Origin of the sequence: Puerhibacterium sp. TATVAM-FAB25 (assembly GCF_046535855.1) — a bacterium.
GTDB lineage: Bacteria > Actinomycetota > Actinomycetes > Actinomycetales > Cellulomonadaceae > Puerhibacterium > Puerhibacterium variabilis_A.
The window spans coordinates 1-18,038 of sequence record NZ_JAXUAK010000028.1 but is presented as its reverse complement, the minus strand read 5'-3'; the positions used below and the strand labels follow the sequence as shown (position 1 = coordinate 18,038).

Below are 18,038 nucleotides of genomic sequence, written 5' to 3'. Positions count from 1 at the left end.
CGGCCGATCCCCCGAGGGATAAAACTTGGCATTGACTGTCAAGCACACTGTTGAGTTCTCAAACAACCGACGCACACCATCCGGACCCGGAACCTCTGTCCCGACCCCGTCCGGGGCAACTCGACTAACTTACCAGACCGGCTCCTGATCTCCAACCCGCGTCCCCGGCCATCGGCCGGGATCAGCGAGCCGGCGGAGACCGCTCGGCAAGCCCCCCTCGAGCGGTTCAGGGCGCACGAAGCTCCCTGTCCCTTTCGGTGGAGTTCCAGCCCCGGCGCGGCCACCCGTTCGCCTCGGCGTCTCCGCCTCGTCGACCTCTCGGTGTCCGTCCGCCCGTCGGGCTGACGTCGTAGAACATTACACGCTCGGAAGCAGACCGCCAACCCGCCGCCAGGTGACCGCGACCACAGGGCGTCGATCCCGGTCACCGGGCCCCGCGGACGCAGCCGGGCCCGGGCGACGTGTGGTCGCCCGGGCCCGGGACCTGTCGTGCGGCGGCCGCCGTCCTCTGCCGTCGTCCGCGGCGGTGCACCGCCGCGGATGCCCCGCTTCACTCCGCGGTGGCGACCCCCAGCGTCCGCTTGCCGCGGCGCACCACCGCGAACCGGCCGTGCAGCAGGTCGGCGGTCTCGAGCACGGCGTCCTCGGACGTCACCTTGACGTTGTTGACGTACGCGCCGCCCTCGGCGATGGCGCGGCGGGCGGCGGACTTCGAGTCGACCAGGCCCGTCCCGACGAGGACGTCGACGACCGGGTCACCCGCCTTGGCCACCGTGCTGGGGAGCTCGGCGACCGCGCCGGCGAGCGTGCGCTCGTCGAGCTCGCGCAGCTCGCCGCGGCCGAACAGCGCCTGGCTCGCCGCGATGACGGCGTCCGTCGCGGCCTGCCCGTGCACCAGGGTGGTGAGGTCGCCGGCGAGGACCTTCTGCGCCGCGCGGGCGAAGGGCCGCTCGGCCACCTCCTGCGCCAGGGCGTCGATCTCCTCCTGGTCCCGGAAGGTGAACACCTTGAGGTAGTGCACCACGTCGGCGTCGGCCGTGTTCACCCAGTACTGGTAGAAGGCGTACGGGCTGGTGAGCTCGGGGTCGAGCCACACCGCGCCGCCCTCGGACTTGCCCATCTTGGTGCCGTCGGCCTTCGTGATGAGCGGCGAGGTCAGCGCGTGCACCGCGGCCGCCTCGGTCTTGCGGATCAGGTCGACGCCCGACAGCAGGTTGCCCCACTGGTCGTTGCCGCCGAGCTGCAGGGTGCAGCCGTACCGGGTGTACAGCTCCCGGAAGTCCATGCCCTGCAGGATCTGGTAGCTGAACTCGGTGAAGCTGATGCCCTCGTCCGAGTGCAGGCGCCGGGCCACGATGTCCTTGGCGATCATCGTGCCGACGCGGAAGTGCTTGCCGACGTCGCGCAGGAAGTCGATGGCGCTCATCGACCCGGTCCAGTCGAGGTTGTTGACCATGCGCGCCGCGGCCGGGCCCTCGAAGTCGAGGAACGGCTCGATCTGCGCGCGGATGCGCTCCACCCAGCCGGCCACGACCTCGGGCGACTGCATCGAGCGCTCCGTGGTCGGGCGCGGGTCGCCGATGAGGCCGGTCGCCCCGCCGACGAGCGCCAGCGGGCGGTGGCCCGCCAGCTGCAGGCGGCGCATGTTGAGCAGCTGGACCATGTGCCCCACGTGCAGGCTCTGCGCCGTCGGGTCGAAGCCGGCGTAGTAGGTGACGGGTCCCTCGGCCAGCGCAGAACGCAGCGCGGCCTCGTCGGTGGACTGCGCCACCAGGCCTCGCCAGTGCAGCTCGTCGAGAACGTCGGTCACCGTCGTCAGCTCCTTCGTGGATGGGGGCGGCGCGAGCGCGCCGCCCCTAGTCTGCCCGACGCGCGGGCCGTCGACGGCGCGGGGTCACGGGCCGGTACACCGAGACCGTGGGCTCGCCCTCGAGCCACCAGCGCCACGGGTACAGGTCGGCGCGGCCACCCTCACCCGAGACGCCCACCCGCGGCCCGGTGGCGACGGCACCTCGCGGTGGCTCGGCGGGCAGCCGCAGGACGACGCCGCCGTACGGGTCGAGGAGGTCGGCGCCGTCCTCGGCGCGGTCGAGCGCCAGCGCGACGGTGAGGCGGGCGGGGCCCCGGGCGATCTGCCGGTCGGAGTCGCACACGCCCTTGGCCTGGCGCCGGGCACGGGCGAGCTCGACGCCGTCGACCACCTCTCCCGCCCGGAGCAGGACCGCCGACGCCGTGCCCGCCGGTCCGCACACGACGTTGACGCAGTGGTGCAGCCCCATGTGCCGGTAGACGTACAGGTGGCCGGGCTCGCCGAACATCGTGGCGTTGCGGGCCGTCTGCCCCCGGAAGGCGTGGGAGCCGGGGTCGTTCGCGCCGTCGTACGCCTCGACCTCCGTCAGCCGCAGCGTCACCTCGCCCTCGGGCGTGCACCGGGTGACGTAGGCGCCCAGCAGGTCCCGCGCGACGTCGTGCACCGGGCGCAGGAACCACTCGCGGTCCGGCACGACGCCGGGCCCGGCCGCGCCGGGTCGGTCCTCCCCCGCCGCCGTGCCGGCACCCGTCCCGGTGACCGCCGTCGCGACCTCGCCCCGCGGCGAGGCGCCCGTCCCTGCTGCGCGCGTCGTGCTCATCGCACCTCCCGCCGCAGGACTATGCCACCGACCCGGGCGGCTCGAGAGCCGCGGGCGGGCCCACGACGCGGCCGAGCCCGTCGAGCCGCACGTCGGCGCGCCGGGCGGTGCCCTCGGCGTCGTACAGGTCACGCTCGGCGGCCATCCACGCGAGCCAGTGCTCGCGCGCTGCCGCGCCGTCGCGCTCGAGCCCGCGGCGCAGGCGCAGCGCGTCGTCGGCCTCCACCCACACGAGCAGCGTGGTCAGCGGGGCGAACCGGCGGGCGCCGGACCCGCAGCCCTCGACGACGAGGTACGGCGTGCGCGGCACGTCGTGCCACTCGGCGTACCGGCCCGCCGCCCAGTCGTAGCGCTGGTAGCGCCCGGCGCGGCCGGCGGCCAGCGGCGCCAGGACCTGCTGCTCGAGCCGGTCGACGCCCTCGGCCATGCCGGACCAGCCGGCGTACAGGTCGTCCATGTGCACCACCGGGGCGGGCAGTGCGCCGCCGAGGCGCGCCGCGAGGGTGGTCTTGCCCGACCCGGCCGGGCCGTCGACGACGACGAGCCGACAGCCGCCGCCCGCCCCGTCGGCGCCGTCGGTGCCGACGGCCGCCGGGCCGAGCCGGGCCGGCCCGCCGCGGACGCGCCGCAGCAGGCCGGCCAGGACCTCGTCGTCGGTCACCGCGGGCACCGGGGAGCGCCTGGCCTCAGCCCTGCGCCCAGAAGCGGTACTCGGTGGCCCGCTCCTTGGCGGCCTCGAGCTGCTCGGCCACGCGCGCCGGGGCGGTGCCGCCGACGGCGTCGCGCGAGGCGAGCGATCCCTCGACGGACAGCACCTCGCGCACCGCGGGCGTGAGGTGCTCGCTGATCTCCGCCAGGTCGGCGTCCGACAGGTCCCACAGCTCGATGCCGCGCTCCTCGCACGTGCGCACGCACGCGCCCGCGACCTCGTGCGCCACGCGGAACGGCACGCCCTCGCGCACCAGCCACTCGGCGACGTCGGTGGCCAGCGAGAAGCCCTGCGGGGCCAGGGACGCCATCCGCGCGGTGTCGAACGTCAGCGTGCGGACCATGCCGGTGAACGCCGGCAGCAGCACGGTGAGCGTGGCGACCTGGTCGAAGACCGGCTCCTTGTCCTCCTGCAGGTCGCGGTTGTACGCCAGGGGCAGGCCCTTGAGCGTCGTCAGCAGGCCGGTGAGGTCGCCGATCACGCGCCCGGCCTTGCCGCGCGCGAGCTCGGCGATGTCCGGGTTCTTCTTCTGCGGCATGATGCTCGACCCCGTGGACCACGCGTCGTCGAGCCGGACGAAGCCGAACTCCTTGGTGTTCCAGAGGATGATCTCCTCGGAGAGCCGGGAGAGGTCGACGCCGACCATGGCCGCGACGAACGCGAACTCGGCGACGACATCGCGCGAGGCGGTGCCGTCGATCGAGTTCTCGACCGGGCCGTCGAAGCCGAGGTCGGCGGCCACGGCCGCCGGGTCCAGGCCGAGCGAGGAGCCCGCGAGCGCCCCGGAGCCGTACGGCGAGCGGGCCGCCCGCACGTCCCAGTCGATGAACCGGTCGACGTCGCGCAGCAGGGGCCAGGCGTGCGCCAGCAGGTGGTGCGCGAGCAGCACCGGCTGGGCGTGCTGCAGGTGCGTGCGGCCCGGCATCGGCGCGTCCCCCGCGGCCTCGGCCTGGGTGATGAGCGCGTCGACGAGGTCGAGCACCTGGGTGGCGATCGTGCGGGCCTGGTCGCGCAGGTACAGGCGCACGAGCGTGGCGATCTGGTCGTTGCGCGACCGGCCGGCGCGCAGCTTGCCGCCGAGCTCCGGGCCGGCGCGCTCGATGAGGCCGCGCTCGAGGGCGGTGTGCACGTCCTCGTCGGCGAGCACCGGGAGGAACTCCCCGGACTCGACGTCGGCCGCGAGGCGGTCGAGCGCCTCGTGCATGCCGGTGAGCTCGTCGTCGGTGAGCAGCCCGGCGGCGTGCAGCACCTTGGCGTGCGCCTTGGAGCCCGCGACGTCGTAGCGGGCCAGCTGCCAGTCGAAGTGCGTCGACTGGGACAGCGCGGCCAGCTCGGGCGCCGGCCCGCCGGCGAAGCGGCCGCCCCACAGCGCGACGGGGGTCGTGCCGGGGGTGTCCGCCTCGCCGGCCGGGGCGCCGGCGGGCACGGTGAGCTCGCCGTCCGGCAGGTCGCCGTCGGGGGACGTGGGCTGCGAGCCGTGCGGCGTGTCGCTCATGGCTCAGCGGGCCCCGGCGGCGAGGTCGGCGGGCGCCGACAGGTCCACGCCGTTGCCGAACTTCACGTCGCGGGCCGCGGCGAGCTTGCTCGTCAGGCCGTAGATCTCGATGAAGCCCTTCGCCTGCGACTGGTCGAACGCGTCGCCCTCGTCGTAGGTGGCGAGGTTGAAGTCGTACAGGCTGGCGTCGGAGCGGCGGCCCGTGACCGTGGCGCGGCCGCCGTGCAGCACCATGCGCACGTCGCCGGAGACGTACCGCTGGGTGTCGTCGATGAAGACGTCGAGCGAGCGCTTGAGCGGCGAGAACCACATCGCGTCGTAGACGAGCTCGGCCCAGCGCTGCTCGACGCCGCGCTTGAAGCGGGCCTGCTCGCGCTCGACGGTGACGTTCTCCAGCTCCTGGTGGGCGGCGATCAGCGCGATGGCGCCCGGCGCCTCGTAGACCTCGCGGGACTTGATGCCCACCAGGCGGTCCTCGACGATGTCGATGCGGCCCACGCCCTGGGCGCCGGCGCGGCGGTTCATCTCCTGGATCGCCTGCAGCGGCGTGACGGCGACGCCGTCGATCGCCGTCGGGACGCCCTCGGTGAACGTGACGACGACCTCGTCGGCGACCGGCGGGAACGTCGGGTCGTCGGTGTAGGAGTAGACGTCCTTGGTCGGCTCGTTCCAGATGTCCTCGAGGAAGCCGGTCTCCACCGCGCGGCCCCAGACGTTCTGGTCGATCGAGAACGGGTTCTTCTTGGTGGTGGCGATCGGCAGCGAGTGCTTCTCGGCGTAGTCGATGGCCTTCTCGCGGGTCAGGGCCAGGTCGCGCACCGGCGCGATGGTCTTGAGGTCCGGGGCGAGCGAGGTGGTGGCCACCTCGAAGCGCACCTGGTCGTTGCCCTTGCCGGTGCACCCGTGCGCCACGGTGGTGGCGCCGAACTGGCGGGCCGCGCGCACCATGTGCTTGACGATCACCGGACGGCTCAGCGCGGAGACCAGCGGGTAGCGGCCCTCGTACAGCGCGTTCGCCTTGAGCGCGGGCATGCAGTACTCGGCGGCGAACTCGTCGCGCGCGTCGGCGATGTACGCCTCGACGGCGCCGCAGTCCAGGGCGCGCTGGCGGATGACGTTCATGTCCTCGCCGCCCTGGCCGACGTCGACGGCGACGGCCACGACCTCGGCCCCGGTCGCCTCGGCGATCCAGCCGATGGCGACGGAGGTGTCCAGGCCGCCGGAGTAGGCGAGCACGACGCGATCAGTCATGGGGGTTCTTCTCTTCCTTGCGTGGGGTTCTCGAGGTCTGTTCAGAGTCTGTCAGGACGGCGGGGTCACGACGGCGTCGCGAGCGCCAGGAAGCGGCGGGCGAGGTCCTCGCCGCCGGCGGGGTCCCGCGCGATGACGAGGACGGTGTCGTCGCCGGCGATGGTGCCGAGCACGCCCGGGAGCACGGAGTGGTCGATCGCCGAGCCCAGGTAGTTGGCGGCGCCGGGCGGGGTGCGCAGCACGACGAGGTTGGCCGACGCCTCCGCGGAGACGAGCAGGTCGGCGCACAGCCGCGCCAGGCGCGCGGCCAGGTACTCGGCGTCCTGGTCCACGCGGACGCTGCGGTCCCCGCCCTCCCCCGGCACGGCGTAGACGAGGGCGCCCGAGGCGGTGCGCACCTTCTCCGCCCGCAGCTCGATGAGGTCGCGCGAGAGGGTCGCCTGCGTGACCGAAAGGCCCTCCTCGGCGAGCAGGCGGGCCAGCTCGGACTGCGAGTGGACGACGCCGCGGCGCACGTGCTCGACGATCCGGGCCTGCCGCGCCGCCTTGGTGACCGGCGCGCTGCCGCCGGGGGCGACGGAGGAGGCGGAGGTCACCGCTGCTCCAGCAGCCAGGTCAGCAGGGCCTTCTGCGCGTGCAGCCGGTTCTCGGCCTCGTCCCACACGGCCGAGCGCGGCCCGTCGATCACCTCGGCGGTGATCTCCTTGCCGCGGTAGGCCGGCAGGCAGTGCAGCACGATCGCGTCGGCCCTGGCGCCGGCCAGCAGGGCGTCATCGACGCGGTAGGGCACGAACGGCTCCTGCCGCTCGAGGGCCTCGTCCTCGTCGCCCATCGACACCCAGGTGTCGGTGGCGACGACGTCGGCGCCGGCGACGGCCGCGGCGGGGTCGGCCGTCACCGCGACGGACCCGCCGGTGGTCGCGGCGATCTCGGCGGCGCGGGCGACGACCGCCGGGTCGGGCTGGTAGCCCTCGGGGCCGGCGACGCGAACGTGCAGCCCGGCGGTCGCGCCGCCGAGCAGGTAGCTGTTGGCCATGTTGTTCGCGGCGTCGCCGACGTAGGCGAGCACCTGGCCGGGCAGCGCCTCGACGCCGCCGCGCAGCTGGGCCACCGTGAGCAGGTCGGCGAGGATCTGGCACGGGTGGAAGCCGTCGGTCAGGGCGTTGACGACCGGCACCTGGGACACGGCGGCCATCTCCTCGACGCGCTCCTGGCCGAAGGTGCGCCACACGATCGCGGCGACCTGGCGGTCGAGCACGCGGGTGACGTCGGCGATCGACTCGCGGACGCCGACCTGCGCCAGCCGGCCGTCGACCATGAGCGGGTAGCCGCCGAGCTCGGCGACGCCGGCGGTGAAGGACACCTGGGTGCGCAGCGTCGGCTTGTCGGTGAGGATCGCGACGGCGCGGGGGCCGGCCAGCGGGGTGCGCACCTGCCGGTCGTCCCGGAACGCCATCGCGAGCTCGAGCACCTGGCGCTGCTCGGCGGGCGTCAGGTCGTCGTCGCGCAGGAAGTGGCGGGGCATCAGCGGTGCTCCTCGGGGGTGTCGGGCTCGGTGGTGTCGGAGGGGTCGGCGCCGGGCAGCCGCAGCGAGGCGAAGAACGCGGCGGCCTCGCGGGCCTGGTCGGCGGTCAGGACGAGCGGGGGGGCCAGCCGGATCACGTCGGGCGCGACGGCGTTGACGATGAGCCCCGCCTCCAGCGCCCGGGCCGCGACGTCGGCGGCCACCGGCTCGGTGAGCACGACGGCCAGCAGCAGGCCGCGGCCGCGCACCTCGCGCACCAGCGGGCTGCCGCCGGCGAGGATCTCCTCGCGCAGCAGCGCGCCCACCCGGCGCACGTTCTCCAGGACGCCGTCGCGCTCGATGACGCCGATCGTGGCGAGCGCGGCCGCGGCGGCCACGGGGTTGCCGCCGAACGTCGTGCCGTGCTGGCCGCGGCCGAGCAGGGTGGCGGCGCGCTCGCCCAGGGCGACGGCGGCCCCGACGGGGAAGCCGCCGCCCAGCCCCTTGGCGAGGGTGACGACGTCGGGCACGACGCCGCCGCCGACCTCGGGCTGCTGGTAGGCGAGCCACGACCCGGTGCGGCCCATGCCGGTCTGCACCTCGTCGAGCACGAGCAGCGCGCCGGCGTCGGCGGTGAGGCGGCGGGCGAGGGCCAGGTAGCCCGGCGGCAGCGGGCGCACGCCGGCCTCGCCCTGCAGCGGCTCGGCGACCAGCGCGGCCACCGGGCCGCGCTCGGCGACCGCCGCGGGCGCGAACGCGGCCTCGAGCGCGGCGGTGTCGCCGAACGGCAGGAACTCCACGCCGCCCGGCAGCGGCTCGAACGGCTCGCGGTAGGCGGCCTTGCTGGTCAGCGCGAGCGCGCCCATGCTGCGGCCGTGGAAGCCGCCCTCGAGGGCCAGCACGCGGGTGCGGGGGCGGCCGTCGGCGTCGAGCACGCGGCGGGTCATCTTGAACGCCGCCTCGTTCGCCTCGGTGCCGGAGTTGGTGAAGAACACGCGGGAGCCCTCGGGCGCCTGGGCGAGGCGCAGCAGGGTCTCGGCGAGGCCGATCTGCGTGGGCGTGCCGAAGAAGTTCGACACGTGGCCGAGCGTGCCCAGCTGCGCGCTGATCGCGGCGGTGAGCGTGGGGTGGGCGTGCCCGAGCGCGTTGACGGCGATGCCGGCCAGCAGGTCGAGGTAGCGGCGGCCGTCGGCGTCCCACACGTACGCGCCCTCGCCGCGCACGAGCACGCGCTGGGGCGGGCCGAACGTGTCCATCACCGCGTGGGAGTACCGCTCGGTCCAGCCGGCGACGCCCAGGTCCGTCCCGGGGGTCTCGAGGACGTCGCTCATGCCGGCTGCTCCCTGCTGTCCGTGCTGCTGTCCGTGCTGCTGTCCGTGCGCGTGCTGGTGACGGCGGCGTCCGGCACGACCATGGTGCCGTTGCCGCGGGTGGTGAAGACCTCGAGCAGCACCGAGTGCGGTTGGCGTCCGTCGATGACGGTCGCCGCCGGCACCCCGCCCTGCACGGCGCGCAGGCAGGCCTCCATCTTGGGGACCATGCCGGACTCGAGCGACGGCAGCAGGGCGGCCAGGTCGCCGGCGGCGATCTGCTCCACGAGCGAGCCGCGGTCGGGCCAGGAGGTGTACAGGCCCTCGACGTCGGTGAGCACGATGAGCTTCTTGGCCCCGAGCGCGACCGCGAGCGCCGCGGCCGCCGTGTCGGCGTTGACGTTGAGCACCTGCGTGGGGTCGTCGACGTCGGGCGCGATCGTGGAGACCACGGGGATGCGGCCGGCGTCGAGGATGTCCTGGACGGCCGAGGGGTTGACCTCGACGACGTCGCCGACGAGGCCGACGTCGACCGGCTCGCCGTCGACGACGGCGTGCCGGCGCGCGGCGCGCAGCAGGCCGCCGTCCTCCCCGGACAGGCCGACCGCGTGCGGGCCGTGCGCGTTGACGAGGCCGACGAGCTCGCGGCCCACCTGGCCGGTGAGCACCATGCGCACCACGTCCATCGCCTCGGGCGTGGTCACGCGCAGGCCGCCGCGGAACTCGCTGGCGATGCCGAGGCGGCCGAGCATGGCGTTGATCTGCGGGCCACCGCCGTGCACGACGACGGGGCGCAGCCCGACCTGGCGCAGGAAGACCATGTCCTGGGCGAAGGCGGCCTTGAGCGTGTCGTCGACCATGGCGTTGCCGCCGTACTTGACCACGACGAGGGCGTCGGAGAACTCCTGGAGCCAGGGCAGGGCCTCGATCAGCACCTCGGCCTTCTGGTCCGGGCTGAGGGCGGCGAGGACGTCAGCGTTCTCGGCGTGCGGGTCGACGGGGCTCACCGCACCGGCGGTGCCCGTGCTCGTGCTGGTGGTGGCGCTCATGAGGAGTACGCGCTGTTCTCGTGGACGTAGTCGTGCGTGAGGTCGTTGGTCCACAGCGTGACCGCGGCGTCGCCGGCGTGGAGGTCCACCTCGACGGTCACCTCCCGCTGCGCGGCCAGGTCGACGAGCTCGCGCGGCTCGCCCACTCCCCCGGCCCGGCACACCTGCACGCCGTTGATCGCGACGTCGAGCAGCGCCGCGTCGAACGGCGCCACGTCCTCGGGCACGGTGCCCACGGCCGACAGCACGCGGCCCCAGTTCGGGTCGTTGCCGAAGACGGCGGCCTTGAAGAGGTTGGAGCGCGACACCGCGCGGGCGACCGCCAGGGCGGCGTCCTCGGTGGTGGCGTTCCGCACGGTCACGGCGATGTCGTGGCTGGCGCCCTCGGCGTCGGCGACGAGCTGGCGGGCGAGGTCGGCGCACGCGGCGGTGACGGCGTCGGTGAGCTCGGCGAGACTCGGCGTGACGCCGGAGGCGCCGGAGGCGAGCAGCACGACGGTGTCGTTGGTGGACATGCAGCCGTCGGAGTCGACGCGGTCGAAGGTCACCGCGGTGGCCGCGCGCAGGGCGGCGTCGGCGGTGGCGGGGTCCACCGCGGCGTCCGTCGTCAGCACGCACAGCATCGTGGCCAGGCCCGGGGCGAGCATGCCCGCGCCCTTGGCCATGCCGCCCACCGACCAGCCGTCGCCGGCCGCGAGGGTCTGCTTGGCCACGGTGTCGGTGGTCATGATCGCGTGCGCGGCGGCGTCCCCGCCGTCGGGCGCGAGGCTCGCCACGGCGTCGTCGACTCCGGCGAGCAGGTCGTCCATGGGCAGGCGCAGGCCGATGAGCCCGGTGCTGGCGACCAGCACGTCGACGGCGCCCACGCCGTCGGCGCCGCCGACGCCGGCGGCCGACAGCGCCGCGGCGACGTGCTCGGCCGTGCGGTGGGTGTCGGCGAAGCCGTCGGGGCCGGTGCACGCGTTCGCGCCGCCGGAGTTGAGCACCACGGCGCGGGCCGCGCCGTCCTTGACCGCCTGGCGCGTCCACGCCACGGGCGCGGCGTGCACGCGGTTGGCCGTGAGCACCGCCGCGGCGGTGTGCTGCGGCCCGTCGTTGACGACGAGCGCGACGTCGCGCGCGCCGGTGGACTTCAGGCCGGCGGCGACGCCCGCCGCCCGGAACCCGGCCGGGGCGGTGACCCCGGTGCCGGGCGTGGACGCCGGGACGGGCCCGGTGCTCGTGCTCACGGTGCGACTCCTTCGGTGACGAGGCCGGCCGTCTCCGGCAGGCCGAGCGCGACGTTCATGGACTGGACCGCCCCGCCGGCGGTGCCCTTGACGAGGTTGTCGAGCGCGGCGACCACCACGACCCGGCCCGCGGCGGCGTCCACGGCGACCTGCACCAGCGCGGTGTTGGCGCCGAGCGTCATCGCGGTCGACGGCCACCGCCCCTCGGGCAGCAGCTCGACGAACGGCTCGTCGGCGTACGCCGCGGCCCACGCCTCGCGCACCGCGGCCCCCGCCGTCCGCGGGTCCAGGCCGGGCGCGAGCCGGGCGGTCACCGTGGCGAGGATGCCGCGGGCCATCGGCACCAGGGTGGGGGTGAAGCTGATCGACACCTCGGGGGCGCCGGCGACCTGGAGGTTCTGCGCGATCTCCGGGATGTGCCGGTGGGTGCCGCCGACGGCGTACGGGGCCGCGGCGCCGAGGCCCTCGGCGGCCAGCAGGTGCGGCTTGAGGGCCTTGCCCGCCCCCGAGTACCCGTTCGCCAGCACCGCGACGACGTCGGTCGGCTCCACGAGGCCGGCGGCGACGCCCGGCTGCAGGCCGAGCGTCACGGCAGTGACGTTGCACCCGGGCACGGCGATGCGGCGCGCGCCTGCGAGCGCCTCGCGCTGCCGGCCGGTGACCTTGCCGTCCACGGCGTGCAGCAGCTCGGGCAGCCCGTACGGCCAGGTGCCGGCGTGCGGCGAGCCGTAGAACTGCTCCCAGGCCGCCGCCGAGGACAGGCGGTGGTCGGCGCCGAGGTCGAGCACCAGCACGTCGTCGGGCAGCTGCGCTGCGATCTCGCCGGACGCGCCGTGCGGCAGGGCGAGCACGACGACGTCGTGCCCGGCGAGCGCCTCGGCGGTGGTGGGCTGCAGCACCCGGTCGGCCAGCGAGCGCAGGTGGGGCTGGTGCGCGCCGAGCGGCGACCCGGCGCTGGAGTGCGCCGTGAGCGCGCCGACCTCGAGGTGCGGGTGGCGGGCGGCGAGGCGGAGGAGCTCTCCGCCGGCGTAGCCCGACGCGCCCGCGACGGCGACGCGGAGCCGGTCGGTCCGCTGGCTGGTGGACATGTGCATGACTATACACAGCAATGCATAGCCGATCGCACGGCGGTCTCGCTGCGCGGACGACGGCGTCGGCGGTGGTCACATGTCGCAGTCGCAGATGGCGTTGAACTCGACCACCTGCTCGCCGTCCTCCGGGCGGGCCCACGCCTCGGCCTCCGCGCGCGAGGCGAAGGATCGGCCGGCGAGGCGCCCGTTGGGCAGGAGCACGCCCACCGAGATCTGCTCGCGCACGTCGTCGGGCTCGAGCTGCTGCTCGGTGGGGCTCCATCCCACGATCTCGGCCATCGCCCACCCCTCCCGGTGCCGGGCGGGCCCGTCGCCCGTCGCCCGGTCCCACCGTAGGCACGCCCCGGGCGCCGGGCCACCCCCGGGCGGCATCCCGTGGTGCGGGCGGGTGCGGGGGCGGTCGGGCGAGGTCAGGCGAGGTCAGGTGAGGTCAGGTGAGGTCAGGTGAGGTCGAGGTACATGACGTGCAGGCCGACGTACCCGTGCGCGGGCGAGCGGAACGCGCCGGGCACCGTGCCGACGATGCGGAAGCCCAGCGCCTGCCACAGGTGCACGGCCGCGGCGTTGGTCTCCACGACGGCGTTGAACTGGATGCCGCGGAAGCCGTGCTCGCGGTGCCAGGCCACGACGTGCTCGCCGAGGGCGCGGGCGACGCCCTGGCCGCGCGCGGCCGGGGAGACCATGAACGACGCCGTGCCGACGTGGTCGCCGTGCCCCGGCTTGTTCGGGCCCATCTTGGCGGTGCCGAGCACGACGCCGTCGCGCTCGGCGACGACGGTGGCGCCCGGCGGCCGCTCGAGCCACAGCTCGCGCGCGGCGTCCGCGGTGAGGTCGGTCGGGTAGGTGTAGGTCTCGCCCTCGCGCACGACGGCCTCGACGATCGGCCAGACGGCCGGCCAGTCGGCCTCCGTGGCGGGGCGGACGACGAGTGCGGAGGGGGCGGGCGACGACGTGGTCACGGCTGCACCCTAGCGAGCGCCGCCCCTAGAGTCGGGGCCATGCGCGCGATCCGCGCCCGCGAGGCGGGCGGACCCGAGGTCCTGGAGCACGTCGAGCTGCCCGACCCCGAGCCGGGACCGGGCCAGCTGCTGGTGCGCGTCGCGGCCGCCGGCGTCAACTTCATCGACACCTACCGGCGTTCCGGCACCTACGCGATGCCCTACCCGCACGTCGTCGGCGTCGAGGGCGCCGGCGTCGTCGAGGCGGTCGGCCCGGACGTCGAGGCCTTCGCGGCGGGCGACCGCGTGGCGTGGGCCGAGGCGCGCGGCTCCTACGCCGAGCTGGTGCTCGTGGCCGCCGCGAACGCCGTGGCGGTGCCCGCGGGGCTCGACCTCACCACGGCGGCCGCGCTGCCGCTGCAGGGCATGACCGCGCACTACCTCGTCACCTCGACGTTCGAGGTCCGGCCCGGCCACGACGTGCTGCTGCACGCGGGCGCCGGCGGCGTGGGCCTGCTGGCCACCCAGCTCGCCACGGCGCGCGGCGGCCGCGTGGTCACCACGGTCTCGACGCCCGAGAAGGCCGAGCTGTCCCGGGCGGCCGGCGCGGCGCACACCCTCGACTACACCCGCATGGCCGACCTCACCGCCGAGCTGCCCGCCGCCGTGCGCGAGCTGACCGGGGGCGCCGGCGTACACGTGGTCTACGACGGCGTGGGACGCACGACGTTCGACGGCTCGCTCGCCTGCCTGCGGCCGCGCGGGACGCTGGTGCTCTTCGGCGCCGCGTCCGGACCCGTGCCGCCGGTCGACCCGCAGCGGCTCAACTCCGGCGGGTCGCTGTTCCTCACCCGCCCGACGCTCGGGCACTACACGCTCACCCGCGAGGAGCTCGAGCGGCGCGCGGGCGAGGTGCTCGGGGCGGCGGCGTCGGGCGGCCTCGACGTGCGCGTCGGCGCGACCTACCCGCTGGCGGACGCCGCCGAGGCGCACCGGGCGCTCGAAGGGCGCGGCACCACCGGCAAGGTGCTGCTGCTGCCGTGACCCGCGACTGGTCCCCCACCGCGTACCTGCGGTTCGGCGACGAGCGGTCGCGGCCGTTCGCCGAGCTCGTGGCCCGCGTGCCCGGCACGCCGCGCACGATCGTCGACCTCGGGTGCGGCCCCGGGCACCTCACCGCCGTGCTGCGCGCCCGCTGGCCCGACGCCGACGTCGTCGGGCTCGACTCCTCCCCCGCGATGGTCGCGCGGGCCCGCGAGCAGGGCGCCGACCCGCGGTCCCGGTACGAGCTCGCGGACGTCCGCGACCACGCCGCCGGCCGCGGGCCCGTGGCCGGTGCCGACCTCGTGATCAGCAACGCGGCGCTGCAGTGGGTGCCCGGCCACCGCGAGCTGCTGCGGCCGCTGGCCGACACCGCGGCGCAGACCTTCGCCTTCCAGGTGCCCGGCAACCACGACGCGCCGAGCCACCGGCTGCTGCGGGAGGTCGCCGCGCGCCCGCCGTACGCCGACGCCGTCGGGCCGGTCGAGCGGCGCGCCACCGCGGACCCGGCCGCGTACCTCGAGGTCCTCGCGCGGCCCGGCTGGGCCGTCGACGCCTGGGAGACCACGTACGTGCACCTGCTGCAGGGCCCGGACCCGGTGCTGCGGTGGATCTCCGCGACGGGCGCCCAGCCCGTGCTGCACGCCCTCGAGGACGCCGACCCGGCGCTGCGGGCCCGCTTCGAGGCCGAGTACGGCGCCGAGCTGCGCGCGGCCTACCCCGCGCAGCCGTACGGCACGCCGCTGGAGTTCCGGCGCGTCTTCGTGGTCGCCACGCGCACGGCGTGACCCCGCCGGGGCGCCGTCGTCGCGACCGACGCGCCGGTCATGGCTCTCCTGCGCTGCGGACAGGGTCCTCCCCGGATGCTTGCCCCAGGTCACGACCGCGCGCCGGCGCCGGCCTCGTCAGGGAGCCGCCCCCTCCTGCTCGGCGAGGCGCTCGCGGAACCAGCCGAGGGCGAAGCGGTGCGCGCCGATCCCGTACTGCAGCGTGGCGAGCTGGTGCTCGGCGACGTCGCGGTACTCCTCGGGGATGTCGGTGGCGCCGAGGCGCTCGTCGAGGGCGACGAGGCCGGCGAGCTCGGCCTCGATGCGACCGACGACGCGCCGCAGCACCGGGGCCCGCTCCGCGGGGTCGAGCAGGCCGAGGAAGTAGAGCCGGGACAGGGCGGCGGTCTCCAGGTCGGGCCCGACGGGGTCGCCACCCATCCAGGCGCGGAACTCCCGGCGCCCCGCCTCGGTGACGCGGTACGCCTTCCGCCCCCGGCCGCCCGGCTCGACGCTGGCGACCTCGATGAGGCCGCGCTCGAGGAGGCCGTCGAGGGCGCGCTTGATGCTGCCGGAGCTGGCGCTGTAGAAGAGCGCGACGCCGGCCTCGAACGCCCGGACGAGGTCGTAGAGGCTCTGCGGGGCGATCAGCAGCAGACCGAGGATCACGTGGGCCATCGGAGCCACCCTACGCCATTGACTCTCATAGACATGTCTAGTAGAGATATTGCGAGGCGCCGCACCGGCGCCCGCCCCCGCTGGACCACCGGCCGAGGAGGCCCCGTGATGCGTCCGTCCGCCCCGCCCCGGCCCGTCGACGACGGCGCCCCGAGGCCCGTTCCCGGCCCCGTGGCCGGCCCCGTGGCCCGCCCCGTCCCCGACGCCGCCGCCGGCTCCTTCCCCGACCCCGTCGCCGCCCGGCTGTCGCGGGTGCTGGCGCGCTTCGTCGCCCGGCGCCGCCTGCACCACGCCGACGTGGCGCTGGTCGACGGCGCGGGAGCGCGGTGGTCGGCGGCCGTCGGACCGGACGACGACGGCCCGCGGCAGCCGGGCGCACCGTTCTTCGTCGCGAGCGTCACCAAGCGGTTCGTCGTCACGCTGGTGCTGCAGGCGCACGAGCGCGGCGAGCTCGACCTCGCCGCGCCGGTCGTCCGCTACCTGCCGCCGGAGACCACCCGCGGGCTCCACGTCCTCGGGGGCGTCGACCGGACTCCCGCGATCACGGTGCGCCACCTCGCGAGCCACACGTCCGGTCTGCCGGACCAGTTCGAGAAGCGCCCGTCGGGGCCCAGCCTGTTCGCGCTCCTGGCCGCGGGGCGTGATGCGGCCTGGACCTTCGAGGACGTGCTGCGCACCACGCGGGAGCAGGGGGCGCACTTCCCGCCGCAGGACCTCGACGCCCGCCGCCAGAAGGCCCGCTACTCCGACACCGGGTACCAGCTGCTCATCCGCGTCCTCGAGTCCGCGACCGGCCGGTCCTTCGCCGACCTTCTGGCGGACCGGGTCACCGGCCCGCTGGGGCTGGCGAGCACGTGGCTCCCCGGGCACCCGCCCGCACGCCTGGCCGGCGCGGCGCCGTCGCCGCTGCACGTGCGGCGGCGCCACGTCGAGCTGCCGGGGATGATCGGCTCCAGCAACGACCTGGTCAGCACCACCGACGACCTGCTCGCCTTCCAGCGGGCGCTGCTCGCCGGCGAGCTGTTCGCTCGCCCCGGCACGACGGCCCTGCTCACCGAGCGCGCCAACCGGCTGCGCAACATCCCCGTGGTGCGCTACGGCCTCGGCACGATGACGTTCCGCGTCGGGCGGCTGACGGGCGCCGGACGCCGTCCCGTCACGCTCGTGGGCCACTCCGGCGCCACCGGCACGTGGCTCTTCCACTGCCCGGAGCTCGACCTCCACCTGGCCGGCACGGTCGACCAGGCCGGCGGGCAGGCCCTGCCGTTCCACCTCATGGCCCACCTGCTGCACGCCTGGCGGACGACGTCCCTACGCTGAGGCCCATGACCGCAGAGCGCGCCGTCCGCATCGGCGTCCAGATCCAGCCCCAGCACGCCGAGTACGTCCAGATCCGCGACGCCGTGCGGCGCGCGGAGGACCTCGGCGTCGACGTCATCTTCAACTGGGACCACTTCTTCCCGCTGTCGGGCGACCCCGACGGCAAGCACTTCGAGTGCTGGACCATGCTCGGCGCCTGGGCCGAGCAGACCGAGCGCGTCGAGATCGGCGCCCTGGTGACCTGCAACAGCTACCGCAACCCCGACCTGCTGGCCGACATGGCGCGCACCGTCGACCACATCTCCGGCGGCCGCCTGGTCCTCGGCATCGGCGCGGGCTGGTTCGCCAAGGACTACGACGCCTTCGGGTACGACTTCGGCACGGCCGGCACGCGGATCGCCGACCTCGCCGCCGCGCTGCCCCGCATCAAGGCCCGGCTCGCGGCGGGCAACCCGGCGCCGCAGCGCGACATCCCGGTGATGGTCGGCGGCGGCGGCGAGCGCAAGACCCTGCGGATCGTGGCCGAGCACGCCGACATCTGGCACTCGTTCGGCGACGTCGACACGCTCAAGCGCAAGTCGGCGATCCTCGACGACCACGGCGAGGCCGTCGGCCGCGACACCGCGACGCTGGTCGAGCGCTCCGTGGGCGTGTCAGGCGACCCCGCCGAGACCGGCGACACGCTCGTCGCCGCCGGCGCGACGCTGCTCACCGTCGGGGTGAGCGGGCCGGACTACGACCTGTCGACGGTGCGCCGGTGGGTCGAGTGGCGCGACGACCGCGCCCGCGGCTGACCCCGGCCTGAGGCACCGCCCCACCGAGAACGGCCGACGGCTGGAGAAGCGGGGGGGGGGGGGGGGGGGGGGGGGGGCCGGGGGGCGGCGGGGGGGGGCGCGGGGGGGGGGGGCGGGGGGGGGGGGGGGGGGGGGGGGGGGGGGGGGGGGGGGGGGGGGGGGGGGGTGGGGGGGGGGGGGGGGGGGGGGGGGGGGGGGGGGGGGGGGGGGGGGGGGGGGGCGGGGGGGGGGG

General features: G+C 75.6%; 18 protein-coding genes. 4 read left to right on the top strand and 14 right to left on the bottom strand.

Annotated features, from left to right (window positions below; genetic code table 11):
• Positions 1-550 precede the first annotated feature (550 nt).
• From tyrS to U5M74_RS15960, 13 genes are all read right to left on the bottom strand, one after another.
• Complete coding sequence (gene tyrS, locus U5M74_RS16020) at positions 551-1,810, bottom strand: tyrosine--tRNA ligase (protein WP_410909917.1); 1,260 nt, start codon at positions 1,808-1,810, stop codon at positions 551-553.
• 46 nt (positions 1,811-1,856) lie between these two features.
• Entirely contained in the window at positions 1,857-2,630 is a 774-nt protein-coding gene (locus U5M74_RS16015; protein ID WP_410909916.1) for a DNA-3-methyladenine glycosylase, read from the bottom strand.
• Between the two features lie 19 nt (positions 2,631-2,649).
• Entirely contained in the window at positions 2,650-3,300 is a 651-nt protein-coding gene (locus tag U5M74_RS16010) for a uridine kinase (RefSeq protein WP_410909915.1), read from the bottom strand.
• A gap of 16 nt (positions 3,301-3,316) precedes the next feature.
• Entirely contained in the window at positions 3,317-4,834 is a 1,518-nt protein-coding gene (gene argH / locus U5M74_RS16005; protein ID WP_410909914.1) for an argininosuccinate lyase, read from the bottom strand.
• 3 nt (positions 4,835-4,837) lie between these two features.
• Positions 4,838-6,085, bottom strand: a complete 1,248-nt coding sequence (locus tag U5M74_RS16000; RefSeq protein WP_410909913.1) for an argininosuccinate synthase — start codon at positions 6,083-6,085, stop codon at positions 4,838-4,840.
• Between the two features lie 65 nt (positions 6,086-6,150).
• The gene (locus tag U5M74_RS15995; RefSeq protein WP_410909912.1) at positions 6,151-6,681 is read right to left on the bottom strand and encodes an arginine repressor; all 531 of its coding nucleotides are present in this window, start codon (positions 6,679-6,681) and stop codon (positions 6,151-6,153) included.
• The gene (gene argF / locus U5M74_RS15990; protein ID WP_410909911.1) at positions 6,678-7,610 is read right to left on the bottom strand and encodes an ornithine carbamoyltransferase; all 933 of its coding nucleotides are present in this window, start codon (positions 7,608-7,610) and stop codon (positions 6,678-6,680) included. Before argF ends, U5M74_RS15995 begins: the two co-directional genes overlap by 4 nt.
• Positions 7,610-8,920 (bottom strand): acetylornithine transaminase, encoded by a 1,311-nt coding sequence (locus U5M74_RS15985; protein ID WP_410909910.1) that lies wholly within the window; start codon positions 8,918-8,920, stop codon positions 7,610-7,612. The genes argF and U5M74_RS15985 overlap by 1 nt, the downstream gene beginning before the upstream one ends.
• A complete protein-coding gene (argB, locus tag U5M74_RS15980) occupies positions 8,917-9,948 on the bottom strand; it encodes an acetylglutamate kinase (protein WP_410909909.1) in 1,032 nt (343 codons plus the stop codon). The genes U5M74_RS15985 and argB overlap by 4 nt, the downstream gene beginning before the upstream one ends.
• Positions 9,945-11,177, bottom strand: coding sequence for a bifunctional glutamate N-acetyltransferase/amino-acid acetyltransferase ArgJ (gene argJ, locus U5M74_RS15975; protein WP_410909908.1), 1,233 nt, complete (start codon positions 11,175-11,177; stop codon positions 9,945-9,947). Before argJ ends, argB begins: the two co-directional genes overlap by 4 nt.
• Positions 11,174-12,265, bottom strand: a complete 1,092-nt coding sequence (gene argC, locus U5M74_RS15970; RefSeq protein ID WP_410909907.1) for an N-acetyl-gamma-glutamyl-phosphate reductase — start codon at positions 12,263-12,265, stop codon at positions 11,174-11,176. Before argC ends, argJ begins: the two co-directional genes overlap by 4 nt.
• Before the next feature lie 75 nt (positions 12,266-12,340).
• Positions 12,341-12,547 carry a hypothetical protein gene (locus U5M74_RS15965; RefSeq protein WP_069982839.1) on the bottom strand — a complete coding sequence of 69 codons (207 nt, stop codon included), beginning with the start codon at positions 12,545-12,547 and terminating at the stop codon, positions 12,341-12,343.
• A gap of 161 nt (positions 12,548-12,708) precedes the next feature.
• On the bottom strand, positions 12,709-13,227 hold the full coding sequence (locus U5M74_RS15960; protein WP_410909906.1) for a GNAT family N-acetyltransferase: 519 nt from the start codon (positions 13,225-13,227) through the stop codon (positions 12,709-12,711).
• A 39-nt stretch (positions 13,228-13,266) separates the two neighbouring features.
• On the opposite strand from U5M74_RS15960, the gene U5M74_RS15955 reads away from it, so the two are divergent.
• A complete protein-coding gene (locus U5M74_RS15955; RefSeq protein ID WP_410909905.1) occupies positions 13,267-14,250 on the top strand; it encodes a quinone oxidoreductase family protein in 984 nt (327 codons plus the stop codon).
• Positions 14,247-15,035, top strand: coding sequence for a methyltransferase domain-containing protein (locus U5M74_RS15950; protein ID WP_410909904.1), 789 nt, complete (start codon positions 14,247-14,249; stop codon positions 15,033-15,035). Before U5M74_RS15955 ends, U5M74_RS15950 begins: the two co-directional genes overlap by 4 nt.
• Positions 15,036-15,152: 117 nt before the next feature.
• Here the strand turns inward: U5M74_RS15950 and U5M74_RS15945 are convergent, their stop codons facing one another.
• Entirely contained in the window at positions 15,153-15,692 is a 540-nt protein-coding gene (locus U5M74_RS15945) for a PadR family transcriptional regulator (RefSeq protein ID WP_410909903.1), read from the bottom strand.
• A gap of 108 nt (positions 15,693-15,800) precedes the next feature.
• Between U5M74_RS15945 and U5M74_RS15940 the strand changes: the two genes are divergently transcribed.
• Positions 15,801-17,012: a serine hydrolase domain-containing protein gene (locus U5M74_RS15940; protein WP_410909918.1), complete on the top strand. Its 1,212-nt coding sequence runs from the start codon at positions 15,801-15,803 to the stop codon at positions 17,010-17,012.
• Between the two features lie 5 nt (positions 17,013-17,017).
• Positions 17,018-17,806, top strand: a complete 789-nt coding sequence (locus tag U5M74_RS15935) for an LLM class F420-dependent oxidoreductase (RefSeq protein ID WP_410909902.1) — start codon at positions 17,018-17,020, stop codon at positions 17,804-17,806.
• Positions 17,807-18,038 lie beyond the last annotated feature (232 nt).

Bases quoted from the DNA above. Each gene is read 5' to 3' on its own strand.
- U5M74_RS16015 (WP_410909916.1), bottom strand. From the start codon at position 2,630: ATGAGCACGACGCGCGCAGCAGGGACGGGCGCCTCGCCGCGGGGCGAG.
- argH (WP_410909914.1), bottom strand. From the start codon at position 4,834: ATGAGCGACACGCCGCACGGCTCGCAGCCCACGTCCCCCGACGGCGAC.
- U5M74_RS16000 (WP_410909913.1), bottom strand. From the start codon at position 6,085: ATGACTGATCGCGTCGTGCTCGCCTACTCCGGCGGCCTGGACACCTCC.
- argF (WP_410909911.1), bottom strand. From the start codon at position 7,610: ATGCCCCGCCACTTCCTGCGCGACGACGACCTGACGCCCGCCGAGCAG.
- U5M74_RS15985 (WP_410909910.1), bottom strand. From the start codon at position 8,920: ATGAGCGACGTCCTCGAGACCCCCGGGACGGACCTGGGCGTCGCCGGC.
- argB (WP_410909909.1), bottom strand. From the start codon at position 9,948: ATGAGCGCCACCACCAGCACGAGCACGGGCACCGCCGGTGCGGTGAGC.
- argC (WP_410909907.1), bottom strand. From the start codon at position 12,265: ATGTCCACCAGCCAGCGGACCGACCGGCTCCGCGTCGCCGTCGCGGGC.
- U5M74_RS15965 (WP_069982839.1), bottom strand. From the start codon at position 12,547: ATGGCCGAGATCGTGGGATGGAGCCCCACCGAGCAGCAGCTCGAGCCC.
- U5M74_RS15955 (WP_410909905.1), top strand. From the start codon at position 13,267: ATGCGCGCGATCCGCGCCCGCGAGGCGGGCGGACCCGAGGTCCTGGAG.
- U5M74_RS15945 (WP_410909903.1), bottom strand. From the start codon at position 15,692: ATGGCCCACGTGATCCTCGGTCTGCTGCTGATCGCCCCGCAGAGCCTC.
- U5M74_RS15940 (WP_410909918.1), top strand. From the start codon at position 15,801: ATGCGTCCGTCCGCCCCGCCCCGGCCCGTCGACGACGGCGCCCCGAGG.
- U5M74_RS15935 (WP_410909902.1), top strand. From the start codon at position 17,018: ATGACCGCAGAGCGCGCCGTCCGCATCGGCGTCCAGATCCAGCCCCAG.